Here is a 22,893-nt window from a genome sequence, read left to right as displayed (position 1 = left end):
GCAGTCGGCCCGTTCGTCAGGCGTCGCGGACGGCGACCAGGGCGGCGCCGAGCAACAGGAACGACGCTGCGTACACCCCCAGCACCGCCAGGCCGGCCCACGGCGACAGCGGCGCGGTGCCGGTGCCCGCCACGGTGGTCTGCACGGCCAGCCCGGCGCTCATCGGCATGACACTCTGGACCCGGTGCAGCGCCGTGGCGGACATGGGCACCAGCAGCGTCACCACATACGGCCCGTACAGCAGCGTCAACGTCGCCCCGATCGCCGCACCAGCGTGCCGGAGCACGGCGCCGATCCCCAGGGCCAGCAGCGCGATCAGCGTGACGTACAGCGCCGTGCCCACCGCCGCCCGCCGCAGGTCCGCCGAGCCCAGGTCCGGGGGCGGGTACCCGACGCCCGGCGTCAGCCCGTGCGCCTCCAGCAGCGGCCGCCCGGCCAGCAGCGCCAGGCCGACGCCCACCGCCGCGGCGGTCAGCACGGCCGCGCCGACGACGATCGCCTTGGCCGTGAACACGGTCGGCCGCCGCGGGTGCATCGCCAGGGTGGTGCGCAGCAGCCTCGGCTGGTACTCGCCGCAGCTGAGCGCCACCCCGGCGGCCACCGCCGCGATCTGGGCCAGGTGAACGCCCGACAGCAGCAGGGCGGCGGTGTCGCTGAGCGCGCGGGCCGAGGCGGCCGTTGCGCCCCGGCCGCAGCCGGGCGGACCGGTCGCGCACCCGGGCACGTCCGTGATCAGGATGACGGCCGCCCCGCCGCCGACCATCAGCGCGGCCACCGCGACCAGCGACCAGACGCCGGACGGCAGCGACCGCAGCTTGGTCCACTCGGAGCACACCGCGCGGATCACGGGTCCCGCCTCCGCAGCAGCCAGAACGCGGCGCCCAGCACCGCCGCGGTGTACCCGCACAGCACCGCGAACCCCGTCCACGGCCCCGTCACCGTCTCGTTCGATCCCGGCGGGAACTGCGTCGTCTGCAGGATCGACGTGCCGGCCACCGGCGTGAAGCGACGCAGCCAGCCGTCTCCGGCGTCGGACGTGCCCGCCACGACGACCGGGATCACCACCAGCAGCGTGAGCAGGGCGATGACGGCACCGGCGGTACGGCGGACGATCGTGCCCACCGCCAGGCTGAACACGGCGATCAACGCCAGGTACGCCGCGGCGCCGCCGATCGCGCGCAGCACCACCGGGTCGGTCAGGCTGTGCGACGGGTAGACGGGCGGCCCGAATCCGCCGGTCTCCTGCAGCGGCTGCGTGACCAGGAAGCTCACCACCCCGGTCGCCAGCCCGGCGGCGAGGACGACCAGCGCCAGCACGACCGACTTCGCGGCCAGGACGAGCGAACGCCTCGGCTGCATCGCGAACGTCGTGTCGAGCGTCCGGCTGCGGTGCTCCGACGTCATCGCGAGCGCCCCCAGCGCGATGGCCCCGATGATGCCGAGCTGCACGCCGAAGAGGCTGGCCTTCACGCGGTCCAGGTCGGCGATGTCGATGCCGCCGAGGCCGACCCGGCCGATGTCGCCACTGCCCCGGACGGTGACCGAGCCGTCGTCGTGCCATGCGCTGGCACCCGGCAGGATCGGCAGGTTCGGCAGGCCGCCGTCGAGGGGCGGCGGCGGATCCCGCGGATCGGCCGGCGTGACGTCGGTGTCCTGCCAGGCAGCGGCCGGCCCGCTCGGGCTCACCGCGACGTGGTCGAAGCTCGCCGCACCGATCGTCGGGTCGTACCTCCGGTACTCCCCGGGGAACTGGACGAAGTGGACGTACGGCGGGGAACCGACGAACACGCCCGCCCGCGCCTCGGCCGGCAGCCCGGGAACGGTGACGGTGCCGACGTCGCGCCAGGCCACCCCGTCGGCCGACTCGGCGCCGGTGACCGACTGGCCGGCCCGCGTCAGCCGGAGCCAGCGGGGCGCGCCGCCGCTCCCGCCGCGCAGCTCGGTCCGCGCGTCGGCCTGCAGCAGGACCCCGTGGTCCGGCGTGACCATCAGCGCCACATACGCCGCTCCGCTCGTGTCGCTCGCCTTGAGCATCAGGCCGGCCTTCGCCCACGCGCCGGAGTCGGTCTGGGCCGTGACCCGTGCCGTGACGCTGCCGTCGCCGACGAGCGGGCGATGCACGAAGTGGAACTGGTCGACGGTCAGCACCCCGCGGTTCACGTCGCTGCGGCTCAGCGTCGCCGACAGCAGCCCCAGGAACAGCGTCAGCCCGGCCATCGCGGCCAGCGCCAGCCAGGTGCCGCGAACCGACCGGAGCTTCGTCCACTCGGCCCGCAACGCCCGGCCGGCCATCGCGCCCGCCCGCGGCCGCCGCTCGGTCACGTCCACGTGCCGTCCCCGTCCGTCGTGGCGAACGTGGTGTGCTCGCGGGTCAGCGCCATGTAGGCGTCCTCCAGGGCGGCGCGATGCTCGGCGATCCCGGTGAACGGCACGCCCGCGCCGGTCAGGGCGGCGATGACGCGCTCGGGGTCGAGACCGGTGACGGTCAGGGTGTCCGGTCCGGTGACGGCCACGGTGGCGCCGGCATTCGCCAGGGCGTCGACCGCCGCCAGCCGCGCCGGCGTGCGGACCTCGGTGCGGCCGCCCGACACTTGCTCGAGCAACTGCGCGACGCCGGTGTCGGCGAGCAGCCTGCCCCGCCCGATCACGACGAGGTGGTCGGCCGTGTCCTGCAGCTCGCCCATGAGATGGCTGGACACCAGCACCGTGCGACCCTCCGCCGCCAGCGAGCGGAGGAATCCGCGGATCCACTGGATGCCCTCCGGATCCAGACCGTTGACCGGCTCGTCGAGGATCAGCACCGGCGGGTCGCCGAGGAGGGCGCCGGCGATGCCGAGCCGCTGCCGCATGCCCAGCGAGAAGCCACCGACCCGCTTCCGGGCGACGGCGGCGAGACCGACCTGCTCGAGGACGGCGGTGACCCGGGAGCGGGGAATTCCGTTGTACCGCGCCATCCACAGCAGATGGTCGACCGCGCGACGGCCGGGATGCACCGCCTCCGCGTCGAGCAGCGCGCCGACGGTGCGGGCCGGCTCGTGGAAGGTGCGATAGTGCCGGCCGCCGATGCGCGCATCGCCGGCGTCGGGCCGGTCGAGCCCCAGCATCATCCGCAGCGTGGTCGACTTGCCCGCCCCGTTGGGACCGACGAAGCCGGTGACCTTCCCGGCCTGCACCGAGAAGCTCAGACCGTCGACCGCGGTCAGCGCACCGTAGCGCTTGGTCAGGTCGCGAACCTCGATGGCGAAGCCGGGCATGGCACGAACCGTAGGGCACCGGCCGGGCCGGCCGCGTCACGGACGAGAGCTATCTTGCGCGCCGCGCCGTCCCCCACGCGAGGGACCCCGAAGGTGGCTCCGCAGCGGGACGCGGGCCCGCCGGCCCGCCACCATAATGGGCGGCGTGGGTCTGCCGGGCTTTGTGCGCACGCCGTCGGCGGCCGCCGTCGAGCTCGGCACGGCCGCCGCCGCGGAAGCCGTGCTGCACGGCGCCCGGACCGTCGGCGACCTCATGGCGGCGCTGGCGCTCGCGCTGTGCGCCACGCTCCCGATCGCGTTCGTGCGCACGCGCCCCGTGCCGGCCGCGGTCGCCGCCACCGGCGCCACGCTCGTGGCGCTCGCGCTGGGCGAGCGGCCGACGGTGGCCGCCGTCGTCGCGCAGGCAGGAGTGCTGTACGTCGTGGGCGCCCGCACGTCCGGCCGGGTCGCGCAGCTGTTCGCCCTGCCCTATGTGGCGTATGCGATCGCACGGCCCGGCGTCGTCGGCGTCGGCCTGCTGGTCGTCTCGGCGGGCGCGCTCGCGCTGGGCACGGCCCGGCGGGACGGCGCCGAGTCCGCCGACCGGCGGGAGGTCGCCACCCGGTTCGACGGGCTCACGCGGGCCTACGCGGTCCACGAGGAGCGGGCCCGCATCGCGCGCGAGCTGCACGACGTGGTCGCGCACCACATCTCGATGCTGTCCGTCCAGGCCGACACCGCCCGCCTGGCAACGCCCGGGCTGCCCGAGCTCGCCGCCACCCGCCTGCAGGCCATCGGCGAGACCGCCCGGATGGCGATGGCCGAGCTGCGGCGCGTGCTCGGGGTGCTGCGGGAGGACTCGACGGCGCCCGGGGCGTCGCCGCAGCCGGGCCTCGCCGAGCTGCTGGCGCTGACCGACGAGGCGCGCGAGGTCGACGGCTCGCGGGTGCACCTGATCGTGCGCGGCCGTTGTCGGCCGCTGGATCCGGGGCTGGAGCTGACGGCCTACCGCATCGTGCAGGAAGCCCTGACCAACACCCGCCGGCACGCGCCGGGCGCCGCCGTGGACGTCGAGGTCACGTACGGCGACGAGACGCTGGGGCTCGCCGTCTGGAACACCGGCGGGCGTTCGGCGGCGGCCGCGCGGCCCGCGCCGGCTGCGCCGTCGGGGGAGCGGCGGGCCGGGTACGGGCTCGTGGGCATGCGGGAGCGGGTCGCCGTGGCGGGTGGCACGCTGCAGACGACCGAGGGGCCGTCCGGGGGGTTCGCGGTGCGAGCGGTGCTACCGGTGCCGGCGGGTCGATGATGACCGCGCCGGCGGATGAGGGGACGCTGCGGTGACCGGGCGGGGGGTGGCGGTGCGGATCGTTGTGGCGGACGACCAGGCGGCGGTGCGGGACGGGTTTGCCACGCTGCTCGACACGCAGCCCGACTTCGTCGTTGCCGGGACGGCGGCGGACGGGGCCGGCGCCGTGCGGCTGTGCCGGGAGCTGCGGCCCGACGTGGTGCTCATGGACGTGCGGATGCCGGTGATGGGCGGGATTCAGGCCACCCGGGAGATCCTTGCCGGGGCCGGGCCGGCGCCGCGGGTGGTCATGCTGACCACGTTTGACCTTGACGAGTACGTCTACGACGCGCTCGGGGCGGGGGCCAGCGGGTTCCTGCTGAAGGACATGGCGGCGGAGCGGTTGTTCGAGGCGGTGCGGGTCGTGGCGGCCGGGGAGGCGTTGCTGGCGCCCACCGTGACGCGGCGGCTCATCGGGGAGGTGAACCGGCTACGGACCGCGACGCCGGCCGGGCAGCTGCCGGCGCTGTCGCCGCGGGAGACCGAGATCCTGCGCCTGATCGCCGAGGGGCTCTCCAACGCCGAGATCGCCGAGCGGCTCGTCGTGGGGACCGAGACCATCAAGACGCACGTGAGCCGGTTGTTGGGCAAGCTCGGGGTGCGGGATCGGGTGCAGGCCGTGATCGCTGCGTACGAGCACGGGATCGTCGTGCCGCGGCGCTGACGGAGTCACGCAGTCAGGGGCGGGAGCGGGATACGAAGACGGCGAGGCCGTCCAGCAGGCGGGAGAGGCCGAAGTCGAACAAGCGGTCCACGTCCAGTTCGAAGTCTTCCATGGCCACCAGCCGCTCGAAGATCGGGACGTCGGGTGGGAGCCGGGCGTCGCCGAAGCCGGAGTCCATCCACTCGTTGCCGGTCATGCCGGTTTCGCGTTCCGCCTGTGCCTCCGGCTCCAGGGCCGTGGCCAGGCCTCGGATGTAGCCGAAGAGCATCAGGTGGACGTACATCCGGTCGTGCAGCGACAGGCCCGTGCCGTCCAGCGCCGTCAGGACCCACTCCAGGTACTTGGCGCCGTGGGCTGACGGTTGGGGGCGGGTCAGCGACAGGGCCGGGGCCAGCCAGGGGTGGCGGCGGAACAGGGTCCAGAGTCTGCGGCCTGCCAGCTCCAGCCTCACGCGCCAGCCCTGGGGCGGTGGCTGAGGGAGCGGGGCTGAGGCGAAGGCGGCGTCGATCATGTGGAGGATCAGGGTGTCCTCCGACTCGATGTGGCGGCGTACCGTCGCCGTTGCCAGGCCCAGTTCGGTTGCGACGCGGCGGAGCGAGACCGCCTGGAAGCCCTCCCTGTCGGCCAGGGCCGTCGCCACCGTGACGATCTCCGCGCGGGACAGGGCCGGCGTCGTGGGGCGGGCGGTGGGGGCGCCGGCGACGACGGTGCCGACCCCGGCGACGACCGTGGTCAGGCCCGCCTGGCGCAGCGCTGCCAGTGCCTTTGTCGCCGTGGCTACCGCCACGCTCCAGTCGCGCGTGATCTGGCGGGCCGACGGGACCCGGTCGCCCGGGCGGAGGTCGCCGGTGGCGATGCGGCGGCGGATCTCGGCGGCGATCCGGCGATAGGGAGGCTCAGGGTCGGGCGCGGTCACCGTACTAGTACACCAGGGAACGCCGCGCGGTCAGGGGGCTCGGGTGTACTAGTCGTCGCGCCCGGCCGGGCCGCGGGCGCCTAGCTTCTTGCGCATGCGAGTGCTCATCTCCGGAGCCGGGATCGCCGGCCCTGCCCTGGCCCACTGGCTGCACCGGGGCGGCATCGAGGTCACCCTGGTCGAGCGGGCCGGCGCGCCGCGGGTCGGCGGGCAGGCGGTCGACGTCCGCGGGGCCGCCAGGAGCGTCGTCGAGCGGATGGGGCTCATGTCCGAGGTCATGGCGCTGCGGCTCGACGAGCGTGGGGTGGCCACCGTCGACGATCGGGGGCGGCGGACGTCTGAGATGCCTGCCGACGCGTTCGGCGGCGAAGGGTTCGTGGCCGAGATCGAGATCATGCGGGGGGATCTCGCGCGGGTGCTGTACGAGGCGACGCGCGACCACGTGGACTACCGGTTCGGGGATCGGATCGTCGCCATCGAGCAGGCGAGGGACGGCGCCCTGGTTCGCTTCGCGGACGGGGGCGAGGAGCGGTTCGACGTCGTGGTCGGGGCGGACGGGGTGCACTCCGGCGTGCGGGCGCTCGCCTTCGGGGCGGAGGCCGAGTACGTGCGGCCGCTCGGGGCGTACATGGCCTGGTTCAGTGTGCCCGATCCGGGCGACCTGGATCACTGGATGTACATGTATAACGCGCCCGGCGGGCTCGTGGCCGCGGTGCGGCCGGAGCGGGACGGGATCGCCAAGGCGTACCTCAGCTTCACCTCGGACGAACCGGGGCTGGAGCGGGCCACCGTGCACGAGCAGCAGCGGCGGCTCGCCGAGCGGTTCGCCGGCGCCCGGTGGCGGGTGCCGGAGCTGCTCGCCGCGCTGCCGCAGGCGCCCGACTTCGTGCTCGACTCGATCAGCCGGGTGCGGGTGGAGAACTGGTCGCGGGGGTCGGTGGTGCTGCTCGGGGACGCCGGGTACTGCGGGTCGCCGCTCGCCGGGCTCGGGACCAGCCTGGCGCTCGTCGGGGCGTACGTGCTCGCGGGCGAGTTGCTGGCCGCGCGCGGGGTCGCGGCGTTCGGTGCCTACCAGGAGAAGTTGCGGGACTACGTGGCCGCCGCGACCGAGCTGCCGCCCGGCGGGATCGGGGCCTTCGCGCCGCGGGGGCGGGCGATGATCCGGATGCGGGCGATGTCGATGCGGATGATGCTGCGCTGGCCGATGCGGCAGATCCTGGCCGGGCAGTTCGCCAAGGCGGGCGCGTTCGACCTGCCCGAGTACGAGGCCGCGACCGCTCAGTAGGGCAGACTGCGGCGGTGGAGCACCTGGCGTACCCGAAGATTCTCAGTGGACAAGCCGTCGGCATCGGCGGGCCGTGGATCGCGACCGAGAAGATCCACGGCGCCAACGTCGTCGTCGCCGGCGGGCGGGGCGCACCGACCAGGGTCGGCAAGCGTAAGGACTGGCTGCGGGCCGACGAGGCCTTCTTCGGGTGGCAGCTGCTCCGGCCGGCGTTCGATCGGGCCGTCGCCGTCGCGCTCCGGCACACGTCGGCGGCCACCGTGCGGCTCTACGGGGAGCTGTACGGCGGTCACTATCCGCACCCCGACGTGCCCGCGGTGCCCGGCGTGAGCCCGGTGCAGACCGGCGTCTGGTACGCGCCGGACATCCGGTTCGCGCTGTTCGACGTGCTCGCCGACGACGCGTTCCGCCGGTATGACGACGTCGCCGCGATCGCGGCGGAGAGCGGGCTCGACGTCGTGCCGCTGCTCGCCCGCGGTACACGATCCACTGTGGACACCGTCGGCGAGCGGTTCGAGAGCCGGGTGCCGGGCGCGCTCGGCCTGCCGGCCATCGACGGCAACCTCGCCGAAGGCGTCGTGTTGCGGCCCGATGCCGCCGGCCCGCCCGGCCGGCGACCCTCGCTGAAGGTCAAGGTCCTCGAGTTCGACGAGCTGCGGTACAGCGGGAGCCAACCCTGGGACCCGTATGCCTTCGTCGGGCCGGAAGAGCTGTGCCGGCTCGCGGAGGGCCTCGTCAACCGGCCGCGGCTGGCGAGCGCCCGCTCCAAGGTCGGCCCGGACGACCTCGAAGCGCTCGCGGACGAGGTCGTGCTCGACGTGCTCGTCGACCTCGCCGACGCATTCCCGGCCGCGACGGCCGCGCTGTCCGAGGCCGAGCAGCGCCGGCTGGAGGCCGCCGTGCGGGCTCGAATCACACCGTGATGCCCGTTCGGACCCCGGTCCAGGGGGCCTGTTCGGGGGATTCCGGGCGGCGGAACGCAACGTAACGTCGGTCACAGTACCCGAGCCCGCATCCGAGGGAGATCATCACCATGAGCGACTACGACCCCGGCTTCGAGTACGGTCACGCGGAGGCCGGCGCGGAGCACGCCGAGCTCGACCACCTGCAGCAGGCCGAGGGCAGCGAGGCGGACTACAACTCCCAGTTCAACGTGTACGAGCAGGACACCGAGCACGCCGAGTCGACGGACTTCCAGCAGGGCCGCTCGGTCGAGTTCGACAGCCCGGACGGCACGCACTACGAAGAGCAGGAGTTCACGAACTACAGCCACGACCAGTACGACTCGGAGCACGTCTTCGCGGCCGAGGGCTCCGAGTCCTCGCACGAGGCCCAGTTCTCCGAGCTGGACGCCCTGCGCCAGCAGCTGGACTCGTCGTTCCAGGAGGCGACCCACATCGAGGGCGGCGACGGCCACTCGATCACCTCCAAATAGGCCCCGGGGTCGTGCGGTCCACCGGCGGCGGATTGGACCGCACGGCTTCTGCGTGCTCCGCCTAGCGTCGAGGCATGGAGATACTGCGGTACAGCGCGTTCAGTACCGATCCCGCGGGAGGCAATCCGGCCGGGGTCGTGCTCGACGCGACCGGCCTCGACGACGCCGGGATGCAGGCGATCGCGGCCGAGGTCGGCTACTCGGAGACGGCGTTCCTGTTCCCGGACCGCCGGATCCGGTACTTCAGCCCGCTCGCCGAGGTGCCGTTCTGCGGGCACGCCACGATCGCGACCGCGGTGGCGTACGCCGAGCGCTTCGGGCCCGGCCCGCTCGATCTGCGGACCAACGCCGGCGCCGTCCACGTCGACACCACGCCCGGCACGGCGACGCTGCGCAGCGTCCCGCCGGCCACCCGCGAGATCCCGCCCGACGCCCGCGCGGCCCTGCTGACGGCGCTGCGCTGGGACGCGATCGACGAGTCGCTCCCGCTGCGGGCCGCGTACGCCGGCGCCTGGCACCCGATCGTCGGCGCACCCACCCGGGAACGCCTGGCCGGCCTCGACTACGACGTGCCCGCGCTGCGCGAGCTGATGGCCGCCCAGGACTGGACGACGGTCGCGCTGGTCTGGCGCGAGTCGCCCACAGTTTTCCACGCGCGCAACCCGTTCCCGCCCGGCGGCGTCTACGAGGACCCGGCCACCGGCGCCGCGGCCGCCGCCTTCGGCGGTTACCTGCGCGAGCTGGGCCTGGTCACGCTCCCGGCCACGCTGAGCATCCACCAGGGCGCCGACATGGGCCGCCCCAGCCGCCTGACGGTCGGCCTCGACCCCGACCCGGCCACGGGCATCACGGTCACCGGAGCGGCCGTCCGGATTGCGTGAACAACGAAAGAGCGTTGGCCGTTGTACCGCGGGAGAGCTGGTCCCGCCGGCACACCGGCCAACGCTCACCGACGCGTCGGGGCAAGGCGGCGCCCCGGGGTCAGGTTGTCAGCAGCTCTGCGCGATGCCGAGCAGGGCGACCGAGTTGCACGACACGTTGATCGGCACCTGGACCGTGGTCGAGGTCTGGTTCCCGTTGAAGAAGCCGACGTTGTAGCCGGTCGTCCAGTCGCCGTTGTTGCTGTACGCGTGCGCGCCGCCGCCACCGTTGCTGTTGCCCGAGGCGTAGCCGTTGTTGGTGTACTTCTTCTTCTTTTTCTTGTTCGAGTTGGCGTTCGCGCTGCCGTTGCCCTTGCCGTTGCTGCTGTAGTAGCCGGCGCCGCTGGCGTTGCCGCCGTTGCCGGAGTAGGCGTATGCGCCGCCGTTGCAGTTGGCGCTGGCGATGCCGAGGATCGCCAGGGAGTTGCCGCAGATGTTCACCGGCACCTGAACCGTGGTCGACGTCTGGTTCCCGTTGAAGAGACCGACGTTCGGACCGCTCTGCCAGTCGGCGTGGGCTGCTGTGCCGGTGAGCGCGAGGCCACCCAGCGACAGCGCGGCGACCTGCACCGACCGGATGAGCCAGCGTTTCATGATGAGGACCTTTCGACGAGTGATCGACGGGGAACGTCCGTCGCGCCCTCCACCTAACCCGAAATGCGAACCCGAGAAGGATATTTCACGAAATTTCGTGACCGGATGCACCCATGCGGTGACATAACGTAGTCGCGAGCCGGACTGCGGCGCCCGGGCAACGGCCGGAGAATCCCCCGCATGCTTCGCAGAGCCGCCCCGATCGCGCTTCTCGCCCTGGCCGCGTCCACGCTCGCGGCCTGCCCGCAGCCGACGCTGCCGCTGCTCGCGCTCGGCCGCACCGGCGACGGCCAGGTGGTCGTGCACCTGCGGCTGTGCAAGGAGTACCGGCCGGGCCTGCAGCTGCGCACCGACCCGCCCGACCGGTTCGGCGACATCCTGTGGCGCATCCACCGCACGGTGCCGAGCCGGGAAGCGGAGACGATCGTGCTGGGTGTCGTCCCGGCCGGCTGGACGGCCGAGGCGCCCCAACCGCAGCCGTCCCAGTCGCAGGCGTCGCCGTCAGCGCCGCCGAGGCCGGCCGGGAAGCTTGAGCTGCAGGCCGGCGCCGCCTACCGGATCGACGTCTTCGCCAGCCCGCCCGCCACGCCGCTGCACTTCACGCTCGCCGACCTCGAGCAGCTCCAACCGGACCAGGTGCGCACCGGAACCGTCACGAGCCGCGCCGAGTTCGACCGCAAGGCCGCCGACGCCTGCTGAGTGTGACCCCCGCCACCCCGCTTCACGCCCGGGCGCACGACACCCGTCTCGTGTTCGTCACCGAACGACACAAGAAGGGCAACGGACATGCACGAGATCGTGGTTCTGGGCGCCGGGTACGCCGGCCTGACCGCCGCCGTCAGCCTCGCCGGCCGCACGGGGAACAAAGCCGTGCGGGTCACCGTCGTCTCGGCGAGCGAGCGCTTCACCGAGCGCCTGCGGCTGCACCAGGTCGCCTCCGGGCAGGAGCCGGCGGACCTGCGCATCCCCGACCTGCTGCGCGGCACCGGGATCGAGCTGGTGACCGGCTGGGTGACCGGGATCGACCCCGGCGCGAGGACGGTGCGGGTCGACGACGAGCGGATCCTGCGGTACGACACCCTCGTCTACGCGCTGGGCAGCGTGAGCGACACGCAGGCGGTGCCGGGAGCCGGCGACCACGCGTTCACCCTCGACGGCCCGGAGGAGGCCACGGTACTGGCGAAGCGCCTGTCGAGCCTCGACGGCGCGACGATCGCGGTGTGCGGCGGCGGGCTCACCGGCATCGAGGCGGCGGCCGAGATCGCCGAGCAGCGCCCCGGGCTGGACGTCGTCCTGCTCGCCCGCGAGGAGCCCGGCGCCGCGCTCGGCCCGGGCGCCCGGCGGCACCTCGACACCGCCCTGCAACGGCTCGGCGTGCGCGTGCGGGCCGGCGTCGAAGTCGTCAAGGTGCTCCCGCACGGGGTCGAGCTGGCCGGCGGGGAGACCGTCGCCGCCGCCGTCGTGCTCTGGGTCGGCGGGGTCCGGGTCGCGCCGCTCGCCGCCGCCGCGGGGCTGACCGTCGACGACCGCGGCCGCATCGTCACCGACGCCACCCTGCGGTCGGTGTCGCACCCGGACGTCTACGCGATCGGCGACGCGGCGGCGATTCGCCAGCGGTACGGGATGATCCACGGCACCTGCCAGAGCGGCATGCCGACCGGGGTGCACGCCGCCGCCACGATCGTGCGGACGCTCGACGGCCGGGCGCCGCGCCCGTTCCGCTTCGGCTACTTCCACACCCCGGTCAGCCTCGGCCGCGGCGACGCGGTCGTGCAGTTCACCCGGCCCGACGGAAGCCCGGGGCGGATGTACCTCACGGGCCGCCGCGCCGCCTGGTACAAGGAGACGGTGAGCGCGTCGCCGTGGCCCGGGTTCGCCCGCACCTACAAGCTGCCCGCCTCGGGCATGTTCGCCTGGCGGCGCGGCGGGAAATACACCCGATGAGCGTGTTCGACGAGCACCGGAACCTGCTGTTCTCGGTGGCGTACCGCGTCCTCGGCTCGGCGGCCGACGCCGAGGACGCGGTGCAGGACGCCTGGCTGCGCTGGTCCTCGGCGGACCGCGCGCAGGTCGCCGACCCCCGCTCGTACCTGGTGCGGATCGTGTCGAACCTGGCCATGGACCGGCTGCGGTCGGCGCAGGCGCGGCGGGAGACCTACGTCGGCCCGTGGCTGCCCGAGCCGGTGCCCACCACCGAGGACGTCGACGCGGACTCGGTGTCGATGGCGCTGCTCGTGGTGCTGGAGCAGCTCACCCCGCTGGAGCGGGCGGTGTTCGTGCTGAAGGAGGCGTTCGGGTTCGGCTACGGCGAGATCGCGGACGCCGTCGAGCGCTCCGAGGACACCGTCCGCCAGGCGGCCCACCGCGCCCGGGAGCACGTGCGGTCCCGCCGCCCCCGGTACCATGCGACGCGCCTGCGCCACCGCGAGGTGACCGAGCGGTTCTTCGCGGCGTCGACGGGCGGCGACCTCAACGCGCTCATGGAGCTGCTCGCCCCGGACGTGACACTGTGGACGGACGGCGGCGGCAAGGTCCGCCAGGCCCTGCGCCCGGTGGTCGGCGCCGAGCACGTGGCGACGTGGTTCGCGGCGGTGGCCACCCGCCCGTACGAGGGCGTCGACCCGGCCGACATGCGCGCCGCCGTGGCCGACCTCAACGGCGCCCCGGGCATCGTCTTCACGGGCGCGGGCCGCGTGATCGCCACGGTGACCTTCGACGTGGACGAGCAGGGCCGCATCACGGCCATCCACAACGTCGCCAACCCGGACAAGCTCCGGGCCGTGGCCGACGGGACGACCCTGCTCCGGTGAGCGGCCGCGGTCGCGCGCCGCTGCGCCCGGGCCTCACCGCGCCAGCCGCTCCCTGAGCCAGTTCAGCATCACGACCGCCTGGTCCCGCTGGAACTGTCGCAGGGTCGGCAGGCCGGGCGGCGCGGGCAGCCGGGCCCGGTCGGTGAAGAACGCGGCCAGCCCGGCCACGCAGCCCGTCACGTCGTCCGGGTCGGGCGCGAACGGGTCGAGCACGCTGTCGGGGAGGCGGCCGCCGTAGAGGCGGACGTTGAGGATCAGCGACAGCGTGTCGAACCACGGCGGGCCGGCCGAGCCGAACGGCCAGTCGACCACCACCACCGAGCCGTCGTCGCGGATGAGCAGGTTGTCGGCCCGCAGGTCGCCGTGGACCAGGCAGGAGCCCGCCAGTGCGGCCGTGCCGCGGTCGGCCCACGCCGCCAGCTGGTCCAGCCGGCCCGCGGCCCACGGGTCGAGTCCGGGCTGACCGGCCAGGTTGCGCCAGCCGGCGAAGGAGATCACCGACGCGAGCGGCGGCAGCCCGGTCACCGGCACGGGCAGCCGGCGCAGCGCGTCCAGGGCCGCGCCGAGCTCCGCGGGCTCCCAGGGCACCCGGGGCGGGCGGCCGTCCACGTCCTCGAAGACGAGCGCGACCCAGTCGCCGTCGTCGTAGAAGCCGAACAGGCGCGGGGTCGGCGTGGAGGCGGGCAGGGCGGCCGTCACGCGGGCCTCCGCCCGGTGCATCGACGGGCTCACGTCGTTGAGCGCCGCCCCGACGGCCTTCACGAAGGCGCGGGTGCCGTCCCGGGTCGTCACGCGGTCGGCGGTGCCGGGTGAGAACCCTCCCGGCTGGGAGACCGCGGACACCACCCGGGCGCCGAGGATGTCCTCGACGCCTCGCCGGACGACGGGCGGCAGGTCGTCCCAGCCGATGCGGGCCACCGGCCGATTACAGCAGCCCTACCGCGCAGCCACCAGCCCATATCCGGCTGGAGTTACGTTCGGGAACACCTGGGCGAGCGACCCGACGCCGCAGCGGCGCTGGAGGATCTCGCCGATCACCGACCGGTAGTCCGTGGTCGGGGTCAGGTCGCCGGCCGTGAGCCTGGCCGGGGCCAGGCCGGGCCAGGTGCCGTGGACCCGCCCGCCGCGCACGCCGCCGCCCAGCAGGAGCATCGCGTTGCCGCTGCCGTGGTCGACGCCGCGCGAGCCGTTCTCGGCGACCCGGCGGCCGAACTCGCTCAGCGTCACCAGCGTGACCCGGCCGAACGCGGTGCCGAGGTCGGCCGCGAACGCCTCCAGCGCCAGCGCCAGCCCGTTGAGGTGGTCGTACATCCGCTGGCCCTTGACCGGCGTGCCGAGGCCCTCGTGCATGTCCCAGTCGCCGTAGTCGACGGCCGCGGCGATCAGGCCCACGTTCGACTTCACCAGCCGGGCCACGTCCCGCAGCGCCTTGCCGAGGGGTGTGGCCGGGTACGTGGCCGCGGGGGTGTACGCGCCCAGGGCCGTCACCGTGCCGAGGGTCGCCGCCACCGCGCGGGCCGGGGCGGCCATCGTCTCCGGTGCGCCCGCGAAGAGCTTCGACAGCACCGGCATGCGGTCGCCGGAGAGCTGGAAGCCGTCGACGCTGAGCATCGACACGTCCGGGGACGGGCCCGCGAAGGAGCGCGCCGGTGAGCTCGTGCCCATCGCGACGCCCGCCGTCGGCGCGGTCGCGCCCGTCACGCCGATCATGCGGTCCAGCCAGCCGGTGCGCAGCGAGGTGCCGGCCGCGGCCCGCTCCATGTCCTCCATCGCCTGGAAGTGCGACCGGGACGGGTTGGGCTGGCCGACGGCGTGGACCGCGCCGAACGTGCCGGCCTGCCAGCGCGCCTGCAGCGGGGCCAGCGCGGGGTGCAGGCCGAACATGCCGTCGCCGGCGATGATCGACGCCTTCGGTACCGCGATGCCCGGCCGCGCCGCGTAGTAGTCGGCGTCGCCGACGGGCACGATCGCGGACAGGCCGTCGAAGCCGCCGCGCAGCGAGAGCACGACGAGCGTGTCGCCGGCATACGCGGTACCCGCGAAGGCCAGGCGGGTCGAGAGGCCCTCACCGACCAGTCCGGTGAGCGCGGCGCCGGCGCCGATGGTGAGCACACCCCGGCGGGAGAGGCAGCAGTCAGCGAGCGTCATGGTCACCTGGCCAGATAGTGGGGCGAGTCGAGGATCATGGCGACGAGGTGCGGCAGCTTGCCGGTGACGGCCTTGTCGGTCGCCTTCAGCGGGCTCGCCGCGGTCTTGCCGACGAACTCCAGCAGCGCCGCGGTGTGGGCGGCCGGCAGCGGCGCGCCGACGAGCCGGGTGGCGAGCGCGTCGACGAGCGCGCCGTGCGTGGCGGGCAGCGTCGGCACGAGGTACCGCAGCATCGACGCCGGCCGCGTGAGCTGCTTCGGGTACCAGCCGGCGGCCAGGTTGAGGTGCGCGTTCCAGCGGATCAGGAAGCCCGAGGGGGCGGCCCAGGCGGCGGCGACGTCCGGGTACCCGTTCGGCGGCGACCAGCGCATCGGCGCGTGGCCGGCGTCGACCAGGTAGTTGTAGAGCCCGCGCACGCCGTCGGTGCCGGCCGGTTCGGGCTGCAGCCCGAGCACGCGCACGACGCCGACGAGGTCCTCGAACGGCGTGCGGAGCTTGGTGCCGGCCGATGCCGCGAAGTCGGCCGATGCGAACAGCGCCCGCAGCACCGGAGCGATCGCCGTCTTCTCGGCGAGATAGACCTTCGTCAACGTGCTGACCAGGGTGGCCGGCGGCTCGTCCGACACGAACCTCGTGCAGAGCTTCCGTGCGATGCGCTCGGCGGTCGCCGGGTGCATGGCGAGCATGTCGGCGAACGCGAGCGCCGCCGCCTCGCCGCCGCCGGCGGTCGCGTTGTCGTGCCGCCAGCCGAGGACGGTGACGGCGCCGGTCGCGTGCTGGTTGGCGTCGAACCTGTACAGCCCGGTGGACTTGTCGACGGTCAGCCCGGTGAGCAGCCGCGCGGCGTCCTGCACGTCGGCCTCGGAGTACACCAGCCCGACCGTGTGCAGCTCCATGAGCTCCCGGGCGTAGTTCTCGTTGGGTTTGGCCCTGGTCGACGAACGGTTGTCGAGGTACGTCAACATGGCCGGCGCCGTCATGCTCGCCTTGAGCAGGTCGGCGAAGCGCCCCAGCGCGTGCTTGCGGACGAGCAGGTCGTAGGCGACCCGGCTGTCCCACACGCCGCTCGACGGGCAGGTGACGTTGAGGTGGTTCGACCAGAAATCGACCATCAGCTCGAAGAGCTGCCGCTTGCTCCACGCCGCCCGCGCGACGGCCGCGCTGCCGAGCTGCTGCATGGCGTCCCAGGCGCCGGACTTGATCACCCCCGCGCGGAGCTCCCCGATGCCCTTGTTGATCAGGTTGTACCGCTGGAGCACGGCGTCGCAGGCGCTGTCGTCGATCGACGCGGGGCTGAGCTGCCGGTCGAGCCACGCGGTGGCGCCCAGGCTGCGCAGTTCGCGCTCGGCGTCGGGCGTCGGCCCGTACGTGGCCCGGCGGAGCAGGTGCAGGATCGGATCGGCGGTCACGCGCTTCTGTTTCGGCGTGCCGAGCGTCGCCATGACTGCTCGCACCGCCCCGCTCCGGCCCCGCACCCGTCCCGCACCACCCGGACCCGGAGGACCGCCTGGCCGTGACCCGGGCCCGGTCCCGGGCCGCCGGACGGTCTCCCGGCCGAGCTCTGCGAGCAGGTCGGTGATCGCCGGTCGGCGGCCACGGACCGGGCAGGATTCGAGAAGCGTCCGCCCTGCTCGCACGCCTAGCGTGACTCCCGGACGTTCCGCCCGGCAGGTCGCCGGCGGTCCCGAGGGAGGTCGCCATGAGCAAGGGCATCCGGCAGTTTCACCGGTGGACGTCGATCGCGTTCACGCTCAGCGTCGTGATCGTCACCGTGGTCGTCGTGGCGCAGGAGGAGCCGGCCGTCTGGATCACGCTCACGCCCCTGCTGCCGCTCGGGCTGCTGCTCGTCACCGGGCTGTACATGTTCGTGCTGCCGTACGTGCGGCGGCGCCGGCGAGCCGCTCTCGAAGGGTGAGCGCCGGCCGGGCCGAGCGCATACGGTAAGGCTATGGCGCGCATCGACCGGGTGGTGACGTCGGGGACGTTCTCGCTCGACGGGGAGACGTTCGACGTCGACAACAACGTGTGGATCGTCGGCGACGACGACGAGGTGGTCGTCATCGACGCCGCGCACGACGAGGACGCGATCCTGCACGCCGTCGGGCACCGGCGGGTCGTGGCGATCGTCTGCACGCACGGCCACGACGACCACATCGACGCCGCCCCGGCGCTCGCGCTGCGCACCGGGGCGCCGATGCTGCTGCACCCGGGCGACCTGACGCTGTGGCACATGAAGCACCCGGACGTGGAGCCGGACACCCACCTGGCCGACGGGCAGCAGATCTCCGCCGGCGGCGTGGAGCTGACGGTGCTGCACACGCCCGGTCACAGCCCCGGCGCCGTCTGCCTGTACGCACCGGCGCTCGGCGTCGTCTTCTCGGGCGACACGCTGTTCCAGGGCGGGCCGGGCGCGACGGGCCGATCATTCTCGGACAAGCCGACGATCCTCGAGTCGATCCGCACGCGGCTGCTGACGCTGCCCCCGGACACGGTGGTCCACACCGGGCACGGCACCGACACGACGATCGGCGCCGAAGCGCGCTCACTCTGAGCCGGCGAGCCGCTCCAGCACCGCTGCCGCTTCGGCCGTCCGGAGCATCACGGCCGAGGTCGGGAGAAGCCTGCACGAGGGCGGCCGGAACCGGGGCGGACAGGAGCGGGCGCGTCCGGCATGATGTGGCGCGTGGTGCGCCTCTACGGACTGTTGTTCCTCGTCAACCTCGCGCTGCTCGTCGTCGCGCTCATCGACTGCCTGTCGACGGACGAGGACGAGGTCCGCAACCTGCCCAAGATCGCCTGGGTGTTCATCATCCTGCTGTTCTCGCCCGTCGGCGCGATCGTCTGGTTCGTCGCGGGCCGTCCGCAGCGGGCCGGGGCGCGGCCCGGCGCGGCCTGGCGGCCCGGCAGCGGCTTCCCGGAGGCGACCCGCCCGCAGCGAGCGCCCGACGACGACCCCGAGTTCCTGCGGGGCCTCGCCAAGAGCCGGCGCGACGACGAGGAGATGTTCTCCAAGTGGGAGGCCGACCTACGCCGGCGCGAGGACGAGCTGCGCCGCCGCGAGGAGGGCGAAGACGGCGAAGGCCGGCCACCGCTCGGGTGACCGGCCGCACGCCAGGGGTGGAGTGCTGCTGGGAGGGCCTTACTTGGCCGCGATCTCGTAGTCGCCGCCGTGGTACTGGGTGCCCTCGACGAAGGCCGAGTCGAAGCGGGCCTTGAGCGCGTCGAGCTCGTCGTACTCCGCGGTGTGCGAGGACTCGGAGCCCTCGGCCGCGAAGACGTGGTTCGAGTCGTACTCGTCGTGGCTGTAGTTCGTGTACTCGGTCTCCTCGTAGCGGGCCCCCGACGGGTCCTCGAACTCGACGTGGCGACCCTGCTGGAAGTCCGTCGACTCGGCCGACTCGGTGTCCTGCTCGTAGACGTTGTAGTCGCTCTGGTGGTCCGCCTCGGCCGCGTGCTCCTGGTGCAGCTGGTCGACCGCCTGGTGGTCCTCGCCGGCCTCGTAGTGGCCGTAGTCGATGCCGCCGTCGTAGTCGCTCATGTCGTCCCCCTGGACTGTGTTGGTGTATCGCTCCCTGCGATGACACCAACGTTAGAAGCGGGCCGGCCGGTGCAACTCCCGGAAACGTGCCACTGCCGCGAGTGCCTCCGGTGACGCCGGAAGCAGCGGCAGCCGCACCGCCGGCGACGGGATCCGTCCCTCCGCGTGCAGGACGGCCTTGATCACGGCCGGGTTCGGCTCGGCGAAGAGCGCCCGGGCGAGGCCGGCCAGCCGGTGCCCGAGCGGCCGGGCGCGGCCCACGTCGCCGGCCCGCCAGGCGGCATGCAGCTCGACGAATGCCGCGGTGTCGACGTGCGCCGACGCGAGGATGCCGCCGCAAGCGCCGAGCGCCAGCAGCGGGGAGATCACGGCGTCGTCCCCGCCGAGCACCGAGAACCCGGCGGGGACCGCGCCGAGCAGCTCGATCGTGTCGCCGGAGATCGGGCCGCCGGCCAGCTTCAGGCCGGCGACGCCGGGGATCGCGGCCAGTTCGAGCAGCGTCGGCGTATCCAGCGCCTGCCCGGTGCGGTACGGCACGTGATAGACGACGATCGGCACCGGCGACGCCGCCGCCACGGCGCGGAAGTGGGCCAGCACGCCGGCGGGGCCGGGCCTGAGGTACGGCGGCACCATCACCATCGCCGTCACCCCGGACGGCAGCCGGCGGACCGCCTCGATCGTGGCGTCCGTGCCGGAGCCGCCCGCCCCGACGAGCAGCGGCGCCCCCAGCTTCGCGCAGACGGCCACCACCTCGTCGCGCTCGGCCTCGGACAGGGTCGCCGGCTCGCCCGTCGTGCCCAGCGCGACGAACCCGGCCACCCCGTCCGCGAGCAGCGATCCGGCGAGATCGTGCAGGGCGTCGAAGTCGACCGAGCCAGCAGCATCGAAAGGCGTAATCAACGGGACATAGATGCCATCCATGAACCCAGCCTGCCGGGTGCCGAGCTTCAATTCCATTTCACGTTGGTACCGTCGAGCATAAGCTGAACTGATGCTCGACGTCCGGAAGCTCCGCCTGCTGCGCGAACTGGCCCACCGCGGCACGATCGCCGCCGTCGCCACCGCCAACGCCTACACGCCGTCGGCCGTCTCCCAGCAGCTCACCGGGCTGGAACGGGAGGCCGGCGCCGCGCTGCTGACCCGCACGGGCCGGCGCGTCGAGCTGACCCCGGCCGGCCGGGTGCTGGTGGCGCACGCCGAGGAGGTCCTGGCCGCGCTGGAGCGGGCGACCGCGGCCGTGGCCGCCACCCGCACCGGCCTGACCGGCCCGCTGCGCATCGGCGCCTTCCCGACCGCGATGCGCACGTTGCTGCCCCCGGCGCTGGTCGCCGTGGCGTCGGCGCACCCGGGCCTGGAGCTGTCCGTCGAGGAGCTGGATCCTGCAGCGGTACCGCCGAAGCTGCGCGACGGCACCCTCGACGTCGCGCTCGTGCACGACTACGACCTGGTGCCGATCGAGGCGGACCCGTCGCTGGAGACGTCACCGCTGCGCGACGAGACCATCTTCGTCGCCGCCCGGTCGGCGCTGACCCTGCCGGAGTGCCGCGACCACCAGTGGATCCTCGCCACGCCGGGCACCCTGTGCCACGCGATGACGATCCGCGTCTGCGGGGCGGCCGGCTTCACCCCGCGCGCCCGTCATCATGCCGACGATTTCGCGACGGTGCTGGCATTCGTCGCCGCCGGGCAGGGCGTGGCGCTCGTCCCCGAGCTGGCGGCCGACCCGCTCCCGGCCGGCGTGGTGCTGACCCCGCTGCCGACCCGCCGCCGCACCCGCCTCGCGTACCGGGCCGGCACGGCCACCCACCCCGCGGTGGCCGCCTTCGCCGCCGCCCTCGTCAGCGGTTGACGGACCGCCACTCGTCGCGGGTCAGCGCGTACTGGACCTCGCCGTGCTCCGCCCCCGGGATGGGCTCCGGCCAGTCGGGGAAGAACGTCGCCAGGTGCCGCAGGCCGGTCTTCTCCATCACCCGGCGGGACGCGGCGTTGACCGCCATCGTCTCGGCGTAGACCCGCTCGACGCCCAGCTCCTCGAAGCCCCGGCGGACCAGCGCGCGGCAGGCCTCCGTCGCGTACCCCTGGCCCCACGCCGCGCGGCGCAGGCGGTAGCCGACCTCGATCCCGCTGCGGTCGACGTCCGCGGCCGGCTCCAGGCCGGCGTCGGGCCGGAAGCCGACCCAGCCGAGGAAGCCGGGGTCCGCCCCGGCGGCCAGGGCCCAGTATCCGTAGGCGTCGCCCCGGTCGTAGTGCGCCAGCATCTTCGGCAGTGCCTCGTCGCGCAGCCACCCGCGCGGCGTCGGCCGCCCGCCGGTGAGGTACCGCATGACCTCCGGGTCGCTGTCCAGTTCGACCAGATTGTCCAGATCGTCCGTGGTCAGGCGCCGCAGGGTCAGACGGTCCGTTTCGAGGTGCACCACCATGCGGCCATTCTGCCTGGGCAAGTGTGAATCGCACCTCCCCGGCGTGCATGACGATGCACTCCTCTGCATATACTCTCACCATGTCCAAGGTGCTCACCTCCCTGCCTGTCGGTGAACGTGTCGGGATCGCCTTCTCCGGTGGTCTGGACACCTCGGTCGCGGTCGCGTGGATGCGCGAAAAGGGTGCGGTGCCGTGCACCTACACGGCCGACATCGGGCAGTACGACGAGCCCGACATCGCCTCGGTCCCCGGCCGCGCGGGTGCGTACGGTGCGGAGATCGCGCGGCTGGTCGACTGCCGCGCCGCGCTCGTCGAGGAGGGCTTCGCCGCGCTGGCCTGCGGGGCGTTCCACATCCGCTCCGGCGGCCGGGCCTACTTCAACACCACGCCGCTCGGGCGGGCGGTCACCGGCACCCTGCTGGTGCACGCGATGCTCGAGGACGGCGTGCAGGTCTGGGGCGACGGCTCGACCTTCAAGGGCAACGACATCGAGCGGTTCTACCGCTACGGCCTGCTCGCCAACCCGTCGCTGCGCATCTACAAGCCGTGGCTGGACGCCGCGTTCGTCGGCGAGCTCGGCGGGCGCAAGGAGATGTCCGAGTGGCTGCTCGACCGCGGCCTGCCCTACCGGGACAGCACCGAGAAGGCGTACTCCACCGATGCCAACATCTGGGGCGCCACCCACGAGGCCAAGAAGCTGGAGCGCCTCGACACCGGCATCGAGCTGGTCGATCCGATCATGGGCGTGCGGTTCTGGGACCCCGCGGTCGAGATCCTCACCGAGGACGTGACCATCGGCTTCGAGCAGGGCCGGCCCGTCACGATCAACGGCAAGGAGTTCGAGTCCGCGGTCGACCTGGTCATGGAGGCCAACGCGATCGGCGGCCGGCACGGCCTGGGCATGTCCGACCAGATCGAGAACCGGATCATCGAGGCCAAGAGCCGCGGCATCTACGAGGCGCCGGGCATGGCGCTGCTGCACGCGGCGTACGAGCGGCTGGTCAACGCGATCCACAACGAGGACACCGTCGCCGCCTACCACAACGACGGCCGGCGCCTCGGCCGCCTGCTGTACGAGGGCCGCTGGCTGGACCCGCAGTCGCTGATGCTGCGCGAGTCGCTGCAGCGCTGGGTCGGCGCGGCCATCACGGGCGAGGTCACCCTGCGCCTGCGCCGCGGCGAGGACTACTCGGTCCTGGACACCTCCGGCCCGGCGTTGAGCTACCACCCGGACAAGCTGTCGATGGAGCGCACCGAGGACTCGGCCTTCGGCCCGCTCGACCGCATCGGCCAGCTGACCATGCGCAACCTGGACATCGCCGACTCCCGGGCGAAGCTGGAGCAGTACGCTCGGCTGGGCATCGTGGGCGGCAGCCCGCACCAGCAGCTGATCGCCGCCACGCAGCGCCCCACCCGCCTGATCGGCACCATGCCGGAGGGCGGCGCCGAGGCGATCGCCTCCCGCGGCGAGGTCACGAGCGGCGAGGAACTCCTCGACAGCGCCGCGATGGAGGCCGGCACCGACTAGCGGCAGCATCCGCGGCGGCTGGGAGGGTGCTTCATGATCACGGAAGCTTCCGTGCG

General features: G+C 73.6%; 25 protein-coding genes. 14 read left to right on the top strand and 11 right to left on the bottom strand.

The features are described from left to right. Nucleotides 1–16: 16 nt before the first annotated feature. The 3 genes from IEZ31_RS17750 to IEZ31_RS17740 are packed head-to-tail and all read right to left on the bottom strand — an operon-like array spanning nucleotide 17 to nucleotide 3,254. Nucleotides 17–847 carry a hypothetical protein gene (locus IEZ31_RS17750; protein ID WP_190250976.1) on the bottom strand — a complete coding sequence of 277 codons (831 nt, stop codon included), beginning with the start codon at nucleotides 845–847 and terminating at the stop codon, nucleotides 17–19. Beyond that, nucleotides 844–2,328 (bottom strand): ABC transporter permease subunit, encoded by a 1,485-nt coding sequence (locus IEZ31_RS17745; RefSeq protein WP_229835332.1) that lies wholly within the window; start codon nucleotides 2,326–2,328, stop codon nucleotides 844–846. Before IEZ31_RS17745 ends, IEZ31_RS17750 begins: the two co-directional genes overlap by 4 nt. After that, nucleotides 2,319–3,254, bottom strand: a complete 936-nt coding sequence (locus tag IEZ31_RS17740; RefSeq protein ID WP_190250975.1) for an ABC transporter ATP-binding protein — start codon at nucleotides 3,252–3,254, stop codon at nucleotides 2,319–2,321. The genes IEZ31_RS17745 and IEZ31_RS17740 overlap by 10 nt, the downstream gene beginning before the upstream one ends. A gap of 145 nt (nucleotides 3,255–3,399) precedes the next feature. Between IEZ31_RS17740 and IEZ31_RS17735 the strand changes: the two genes are divergently transcribed. Beyond that, complete coding sequence (locus IEZ31_RS17735; protein ID WP_229835330.1) at nucleotides 3,400–4,539, top strand: sensor histidine kinase; 1,140 nt, start codon at nucleotides 3,400–3,402, stop codon at nucleotides 4,537–4,539. A gap of 31 nt (nucleotides 4,540–4,570) precedes the next feature. Continuing rightward, the gene (locus IEZ31_RS17730; RefSeq protein WP_229835328.1) at nucleotides 4,571–5,242 is read left to right on the top strand and encodes a response regulator; all 672 of its coding nucleotides are present in this window, start codon (nucleotides 4,571–4,573) and stop codon (nucleotides 5,240–5,242) included. A gap of 13 nt (nucleotides 5,243–5,255) precedes the next feature. Here the strand turns inward: IEZ31_RS17730 and IEZ31_RS17725 are convergent, their stop codons facing one another. Continuing rightward, nucleotides 5,256–6,158 (bottom strand): TetR/AcrR family transcriptional regulator C-terminal domain-containing protein, encoded by a 903-nt coding sequence (locus tag IEZ31_RS17725; protein WP_190250973.1) that lies wholly within the window; start codon nucleotides 6,156–6,158, stop codon nucleotides 5,256–5,258. 94 nt (nucleotides 6,159–6,252) lie between these two features. Here IEZ31_RS17725 and IEZ31_RS17720 point away from each other — a divergent pair, with 94 nt between their 5' ends. The 4 genes from IEZ31_RS17720 to IEZ31_RS17705 all read left to right on the top strand — a co-directional run bounded on the left by IEZ31_RS17720 (nucleotide 6,253) and on the right by IEZ31_RS17705 (nucleotide 9,759). Further along, on the top strand, nucleotides 6,253–7,443 hold the full coding sequence (locus IEZ31_RS17720; RefSeq protein ID WP_190250972.1) for an FAD-dependent monooxygenase: 1,191 nt from the start codon (nucleotides 6,253–6,255) through the stop codon (nucleotides 7,441–7,443). A 14-nt stretch (nucleotides 7,444–7,457) separates the two neighbouring features. Further along, nucleotides 7,458–8,366: an RNA ligase family protein gene (locus IEZ31_RS17715; RefSeq protein ID WP_190250971.1), complete on the top strand. Its 909-nt coding sequence runs from the start codon at nucleotides 7,458–7,460 to the stop codon at nucleotides 8,364–8,366. A gap of 110 nt (nucleotides 8,367–8,476) precedes the next feature. Then, nucleotides 8,477–8,878, top strand: a complete 402-nt coding sequence (locus tag IEZ31_RS17710; RefSeq protein ID WP_190250970.1) for a hypothetical protein — start codon at nucleotides 8,477–8,479, stop codon at nucleotides 8,876–8,878. Nucleotides 8,879–8,952: 74 nt separating this feature from the next. Next, a complete protein-coding gene (locus IEZ31_RS17705) occupies nucleotides 8,953–9,759 on the top strand; it encodes a PhzF family phenazine biosynthesis protein (RefSeq protein ID WP_190250969.1) in 807 nt (268 codons plus the stop codon). A 108-nt stretch (nucleotides 9,760–9,867) separates the two neighbouring features. Here the strand turns inward: IEZ31_RS17705 and IEZ31_RS17700 are convergent, their stop codons facing one another. After that, nucleotides 9,868–10,392, bottom strand: a complete 525-nt coding sequence (locus IEZ31_RS17700) for a chaplin family protein (protein WP_190250968.1) — start codon at nucleotides 10,390–10,392, stop codon at nucleotides 9,868–9,870. A gap of 180 nt (nucleotides 10,393–10,572) precedes the next feature. Between IEZ31_RS17700 and IEZ31_RS17695 the strand changes: the two genes are divergently transcribed. The 3 genes from IEZ31_RS17695 (at nucleotide 10,573) to IEZ31_RS17685 (ending at nucleotide 13,202) form a co-directional block, all read left to right on the top strand. After that, complete coding sequence (locus IEZ31_RS17695; protein WP_190250967.1) at nucleotides 10,573–11,091, top strand: hypothetical protein; 519 nt, start codon at nucleotides 10,573–10,575, stop codon at nucleotides 11,089–11,091. A gap of 87 nt (nucleotides 11,092–11,178) precedes the next feature. Next, nucleotides 11,179–12,336, top strand: coding sequence for an NAD(P)/FAD-dependent oxidoreductase (locus IEZ31_RS17690; RefSeq protein ID WP_190250966.1), 1,158 nt, complete (start codon nucleotides 11,179–11,181; stop codon nucleotides 12,334–12,336). After that, on the top strand, nucleotides 12,333–13,202 hold the full coding sequence (locus tag IEZ31_RS17685) for an RNA polymerase sigma-70 factor (RefSeq protein ID WP_190250965.1): 870 nt from the start codon (nucleotides 12,333–12,335) through the stop codon (nucleotides 13,200–13,202). The genes IEZ31_RS17690 and IEZ31_RS17685 overlap by 4 nt, the downstream gene beginning before the upstream one ends. Before the next feature lie 33 nt (nucleotides 13,203–13,235). Here the strand turns inward: IEZ31_RS17685 and IEZ31_RS17680 are convergent, their stop codons facing one another. Genes IEZ31_RS17680 through IEZ31_RS17670 form a run of 3 tightly spaced genes read right to left on the bottom strand, consistent with a single transcriptional unit; the run spans nucleotide 13,236 to nucleotide 16,759 of the window. Further along, nucleotides 13,236–14,120: a phosphotransferase family protein gene (locus IEZ31_RS17680; RefSeq protein ID WP_190250964.1), complete on the bottom strand. Its 885-nt coding sequence runs from the start codon at nucleotides 14,118–14,120 to the stop codon at nucleotides 13,236–13,238. Nucleotides 14,121–14,138: 18 nt separating this feature from the next. Beyond that, the gene (locus tag IEZ31_RS17675; RefSeq protein WP_190251042.1) at nucleotides 14,139–15,350 is read right to left on the bottom strand and encodes a DUF1501 domain-containing protein; all 1,212 of its coding nucleotides are present in this window, start codon (nucleotides 15,348–15,350) and stop codon (nucleotides 14,139–14,141) included. A gap of 2 nt (nucleotides 15,351–15,352) precedes the next feature. Then, on the bottom strand, nucleotides 15,353–16,759 hold the full coding sequence (locus tag IEZ31_RS17670; protein WP_229835326.1) for a DUF1800 domain-containing protein: 1,407 nt from the start codon (nucleotides 16,757–16,759) through the stop codon (nucleotides 15,353–15,355). 290 nt (nucleotides 16,760–17,049) lie between these two features. Here IEZ31_RS17670 and IEZ31_RS17665 point away from each other — a divergent pair, with 290 nt between their 5' ends. The 3 genes from IEZ31_RS17665 to IEZ31_RS17655 all read left to right on the top strand — a co-directional run bounded on the left by IEZ31_RS17665 (nucleotide 17,050) and on the right by IEZ31_RS17655 (nucleotide 18,450). After that, complete coding sequence (locus IEZ31_RS17665) at nucleotides 17,050–17,265, top strand: hypothetical protein (RefSeq protein WP_190250963.1); 216 nt, start codon at nucleotides 17,050–17,052, stop codon at nucleotides 17,263–17,265. Nucleotides 17,266–17,298: 33 nt separating this feature from the next. Further along, the gene (locus IEZ31_RS17660) at nucleotides 17,299–17,901 is read left to right on the top strand and encodes an MBL fold metallo-hydrolase (protein ID WP_190250962.1); all 603 of its coding nucleotides are present in this window, start codon (nucleotides 17,299–17,301) and stop codon (nucleotides 17,899–17,901) included. A 132-nt stretch (nucleotides 17,902–18,033) separates the two neighbouring features. Next, the gene (locus IEZ31_RS17655; RefSeq protein ID WP_190250961.1) at nucleotides 18,034–18,450 is read left to right on the top strand and encodes a PLD nuclease N-terminal domain-containing protein; all 417 of its coding nucleotides are present in this window, start codon (nucleotides 18,034–18,036) and stop codon (nucleotides 18,448–18,450) included. Between the two features lie 39 nt (nucleotides 18,451–18,489). On the opposite strand, the gene IEZ31_RS17650 is transcribed toward IEZ31_RS17655, so the two are convergent. Together IEZ31_RS17650 and IEZ31_RS17645 are read right to left on the bottom strand one after the other, a co-directional pair. Further along, complete coding sequence (locus IEZ31_RS17650; protein ID WP_190250960.1) at nucleotides 18,490–18,888, bottom strand: hypothetical protein; 399 nt, start codon at nucleotides 18,886–18,888, stop codon at nucleotides 18,490–18,492. Between the two features lie 51 nt (nucleotides 18,889–18,939). Further along, nucleotides 18,940–19,809, bottom strand: coding sequence for a 4-hydroxy-tetrahydrodipicolinate synthase family protein (locus IEZ31_RS17645; protein ID WP_190250959.1), 870 nt, complete (start codon nucleotides 19,807–19,809; stop codon nucleotides 18,940–18,942). Nucleotides 19,810–19,879: 70 nt separating this feature from the next. Here IEZ31_RS17645 and IEZ31_RS17640 point away from each other — a divergent pair, with 70 nt between their 5' ends. Next, the gene (locus IEZ31_RS17640; RefSeq protein ID WP_190250958.1) at nucleotides 19,880–20,737 is read left to right on the top strand and encodes a LysR family transcriptional regulator; all 858 of its coding nucleotides are present in this window, start codon (nucleotides 19,880–19,882) and stop codon (nucleotides 20,735–20,737) included. Here IEZ31_RS17640 and IEZ31_RS17635 read toward each other — a convergent pair. Then, nucleotides 20,727–21,308: a GNAT family N-acetyltransferase gene (locus tag IEZ31_RS17635; RefSeq protein WP_190250957.1), complete on the bottom strand. Its 582-nt coding sequence runs from the start codon at nucleotides 21,306–21,308 to the stop codon at nucleotides 20,727–20,729. The genes IEZ31_RS17640 and IEZ31_RS17635 overlap by 11 nt on opposite strands. A gap of 80 nt (nucleotides 21,309–21,388) precedes the next feature. On the opposite strand from IEZ31_RS17635, the gene argG reads away from it, so the two are divergent. Further along, a complete protein-coding gene (gene argG / locus IEZ31_RS17630; protein ID WP_190250956.1) occupies nucleotides 21,389–22,837 on the top strand; it encodes an argininosuccinate synthase in 1,449 nt (482 codons plus the stop codon). Nucleotides 22,838–22,893 lie beyond the last annotated feature (56 nt).

The organism is Dactylosporangium sucinum (assembly GCF_014647515.1).
GTDB classification, from domain to species: domain Bacteria; phylum Actinomycetota; class Actinomycetes; order Mycobacteriales; family Micromonosporaceae; genus Dactylosporangium; species Dactylosporangium sucinum.
The sequence above is the reverse complement of the archived record's forward strand: the minus strand, read 5'-3'. Positions and strand labels throughout refer to the sequence as shown.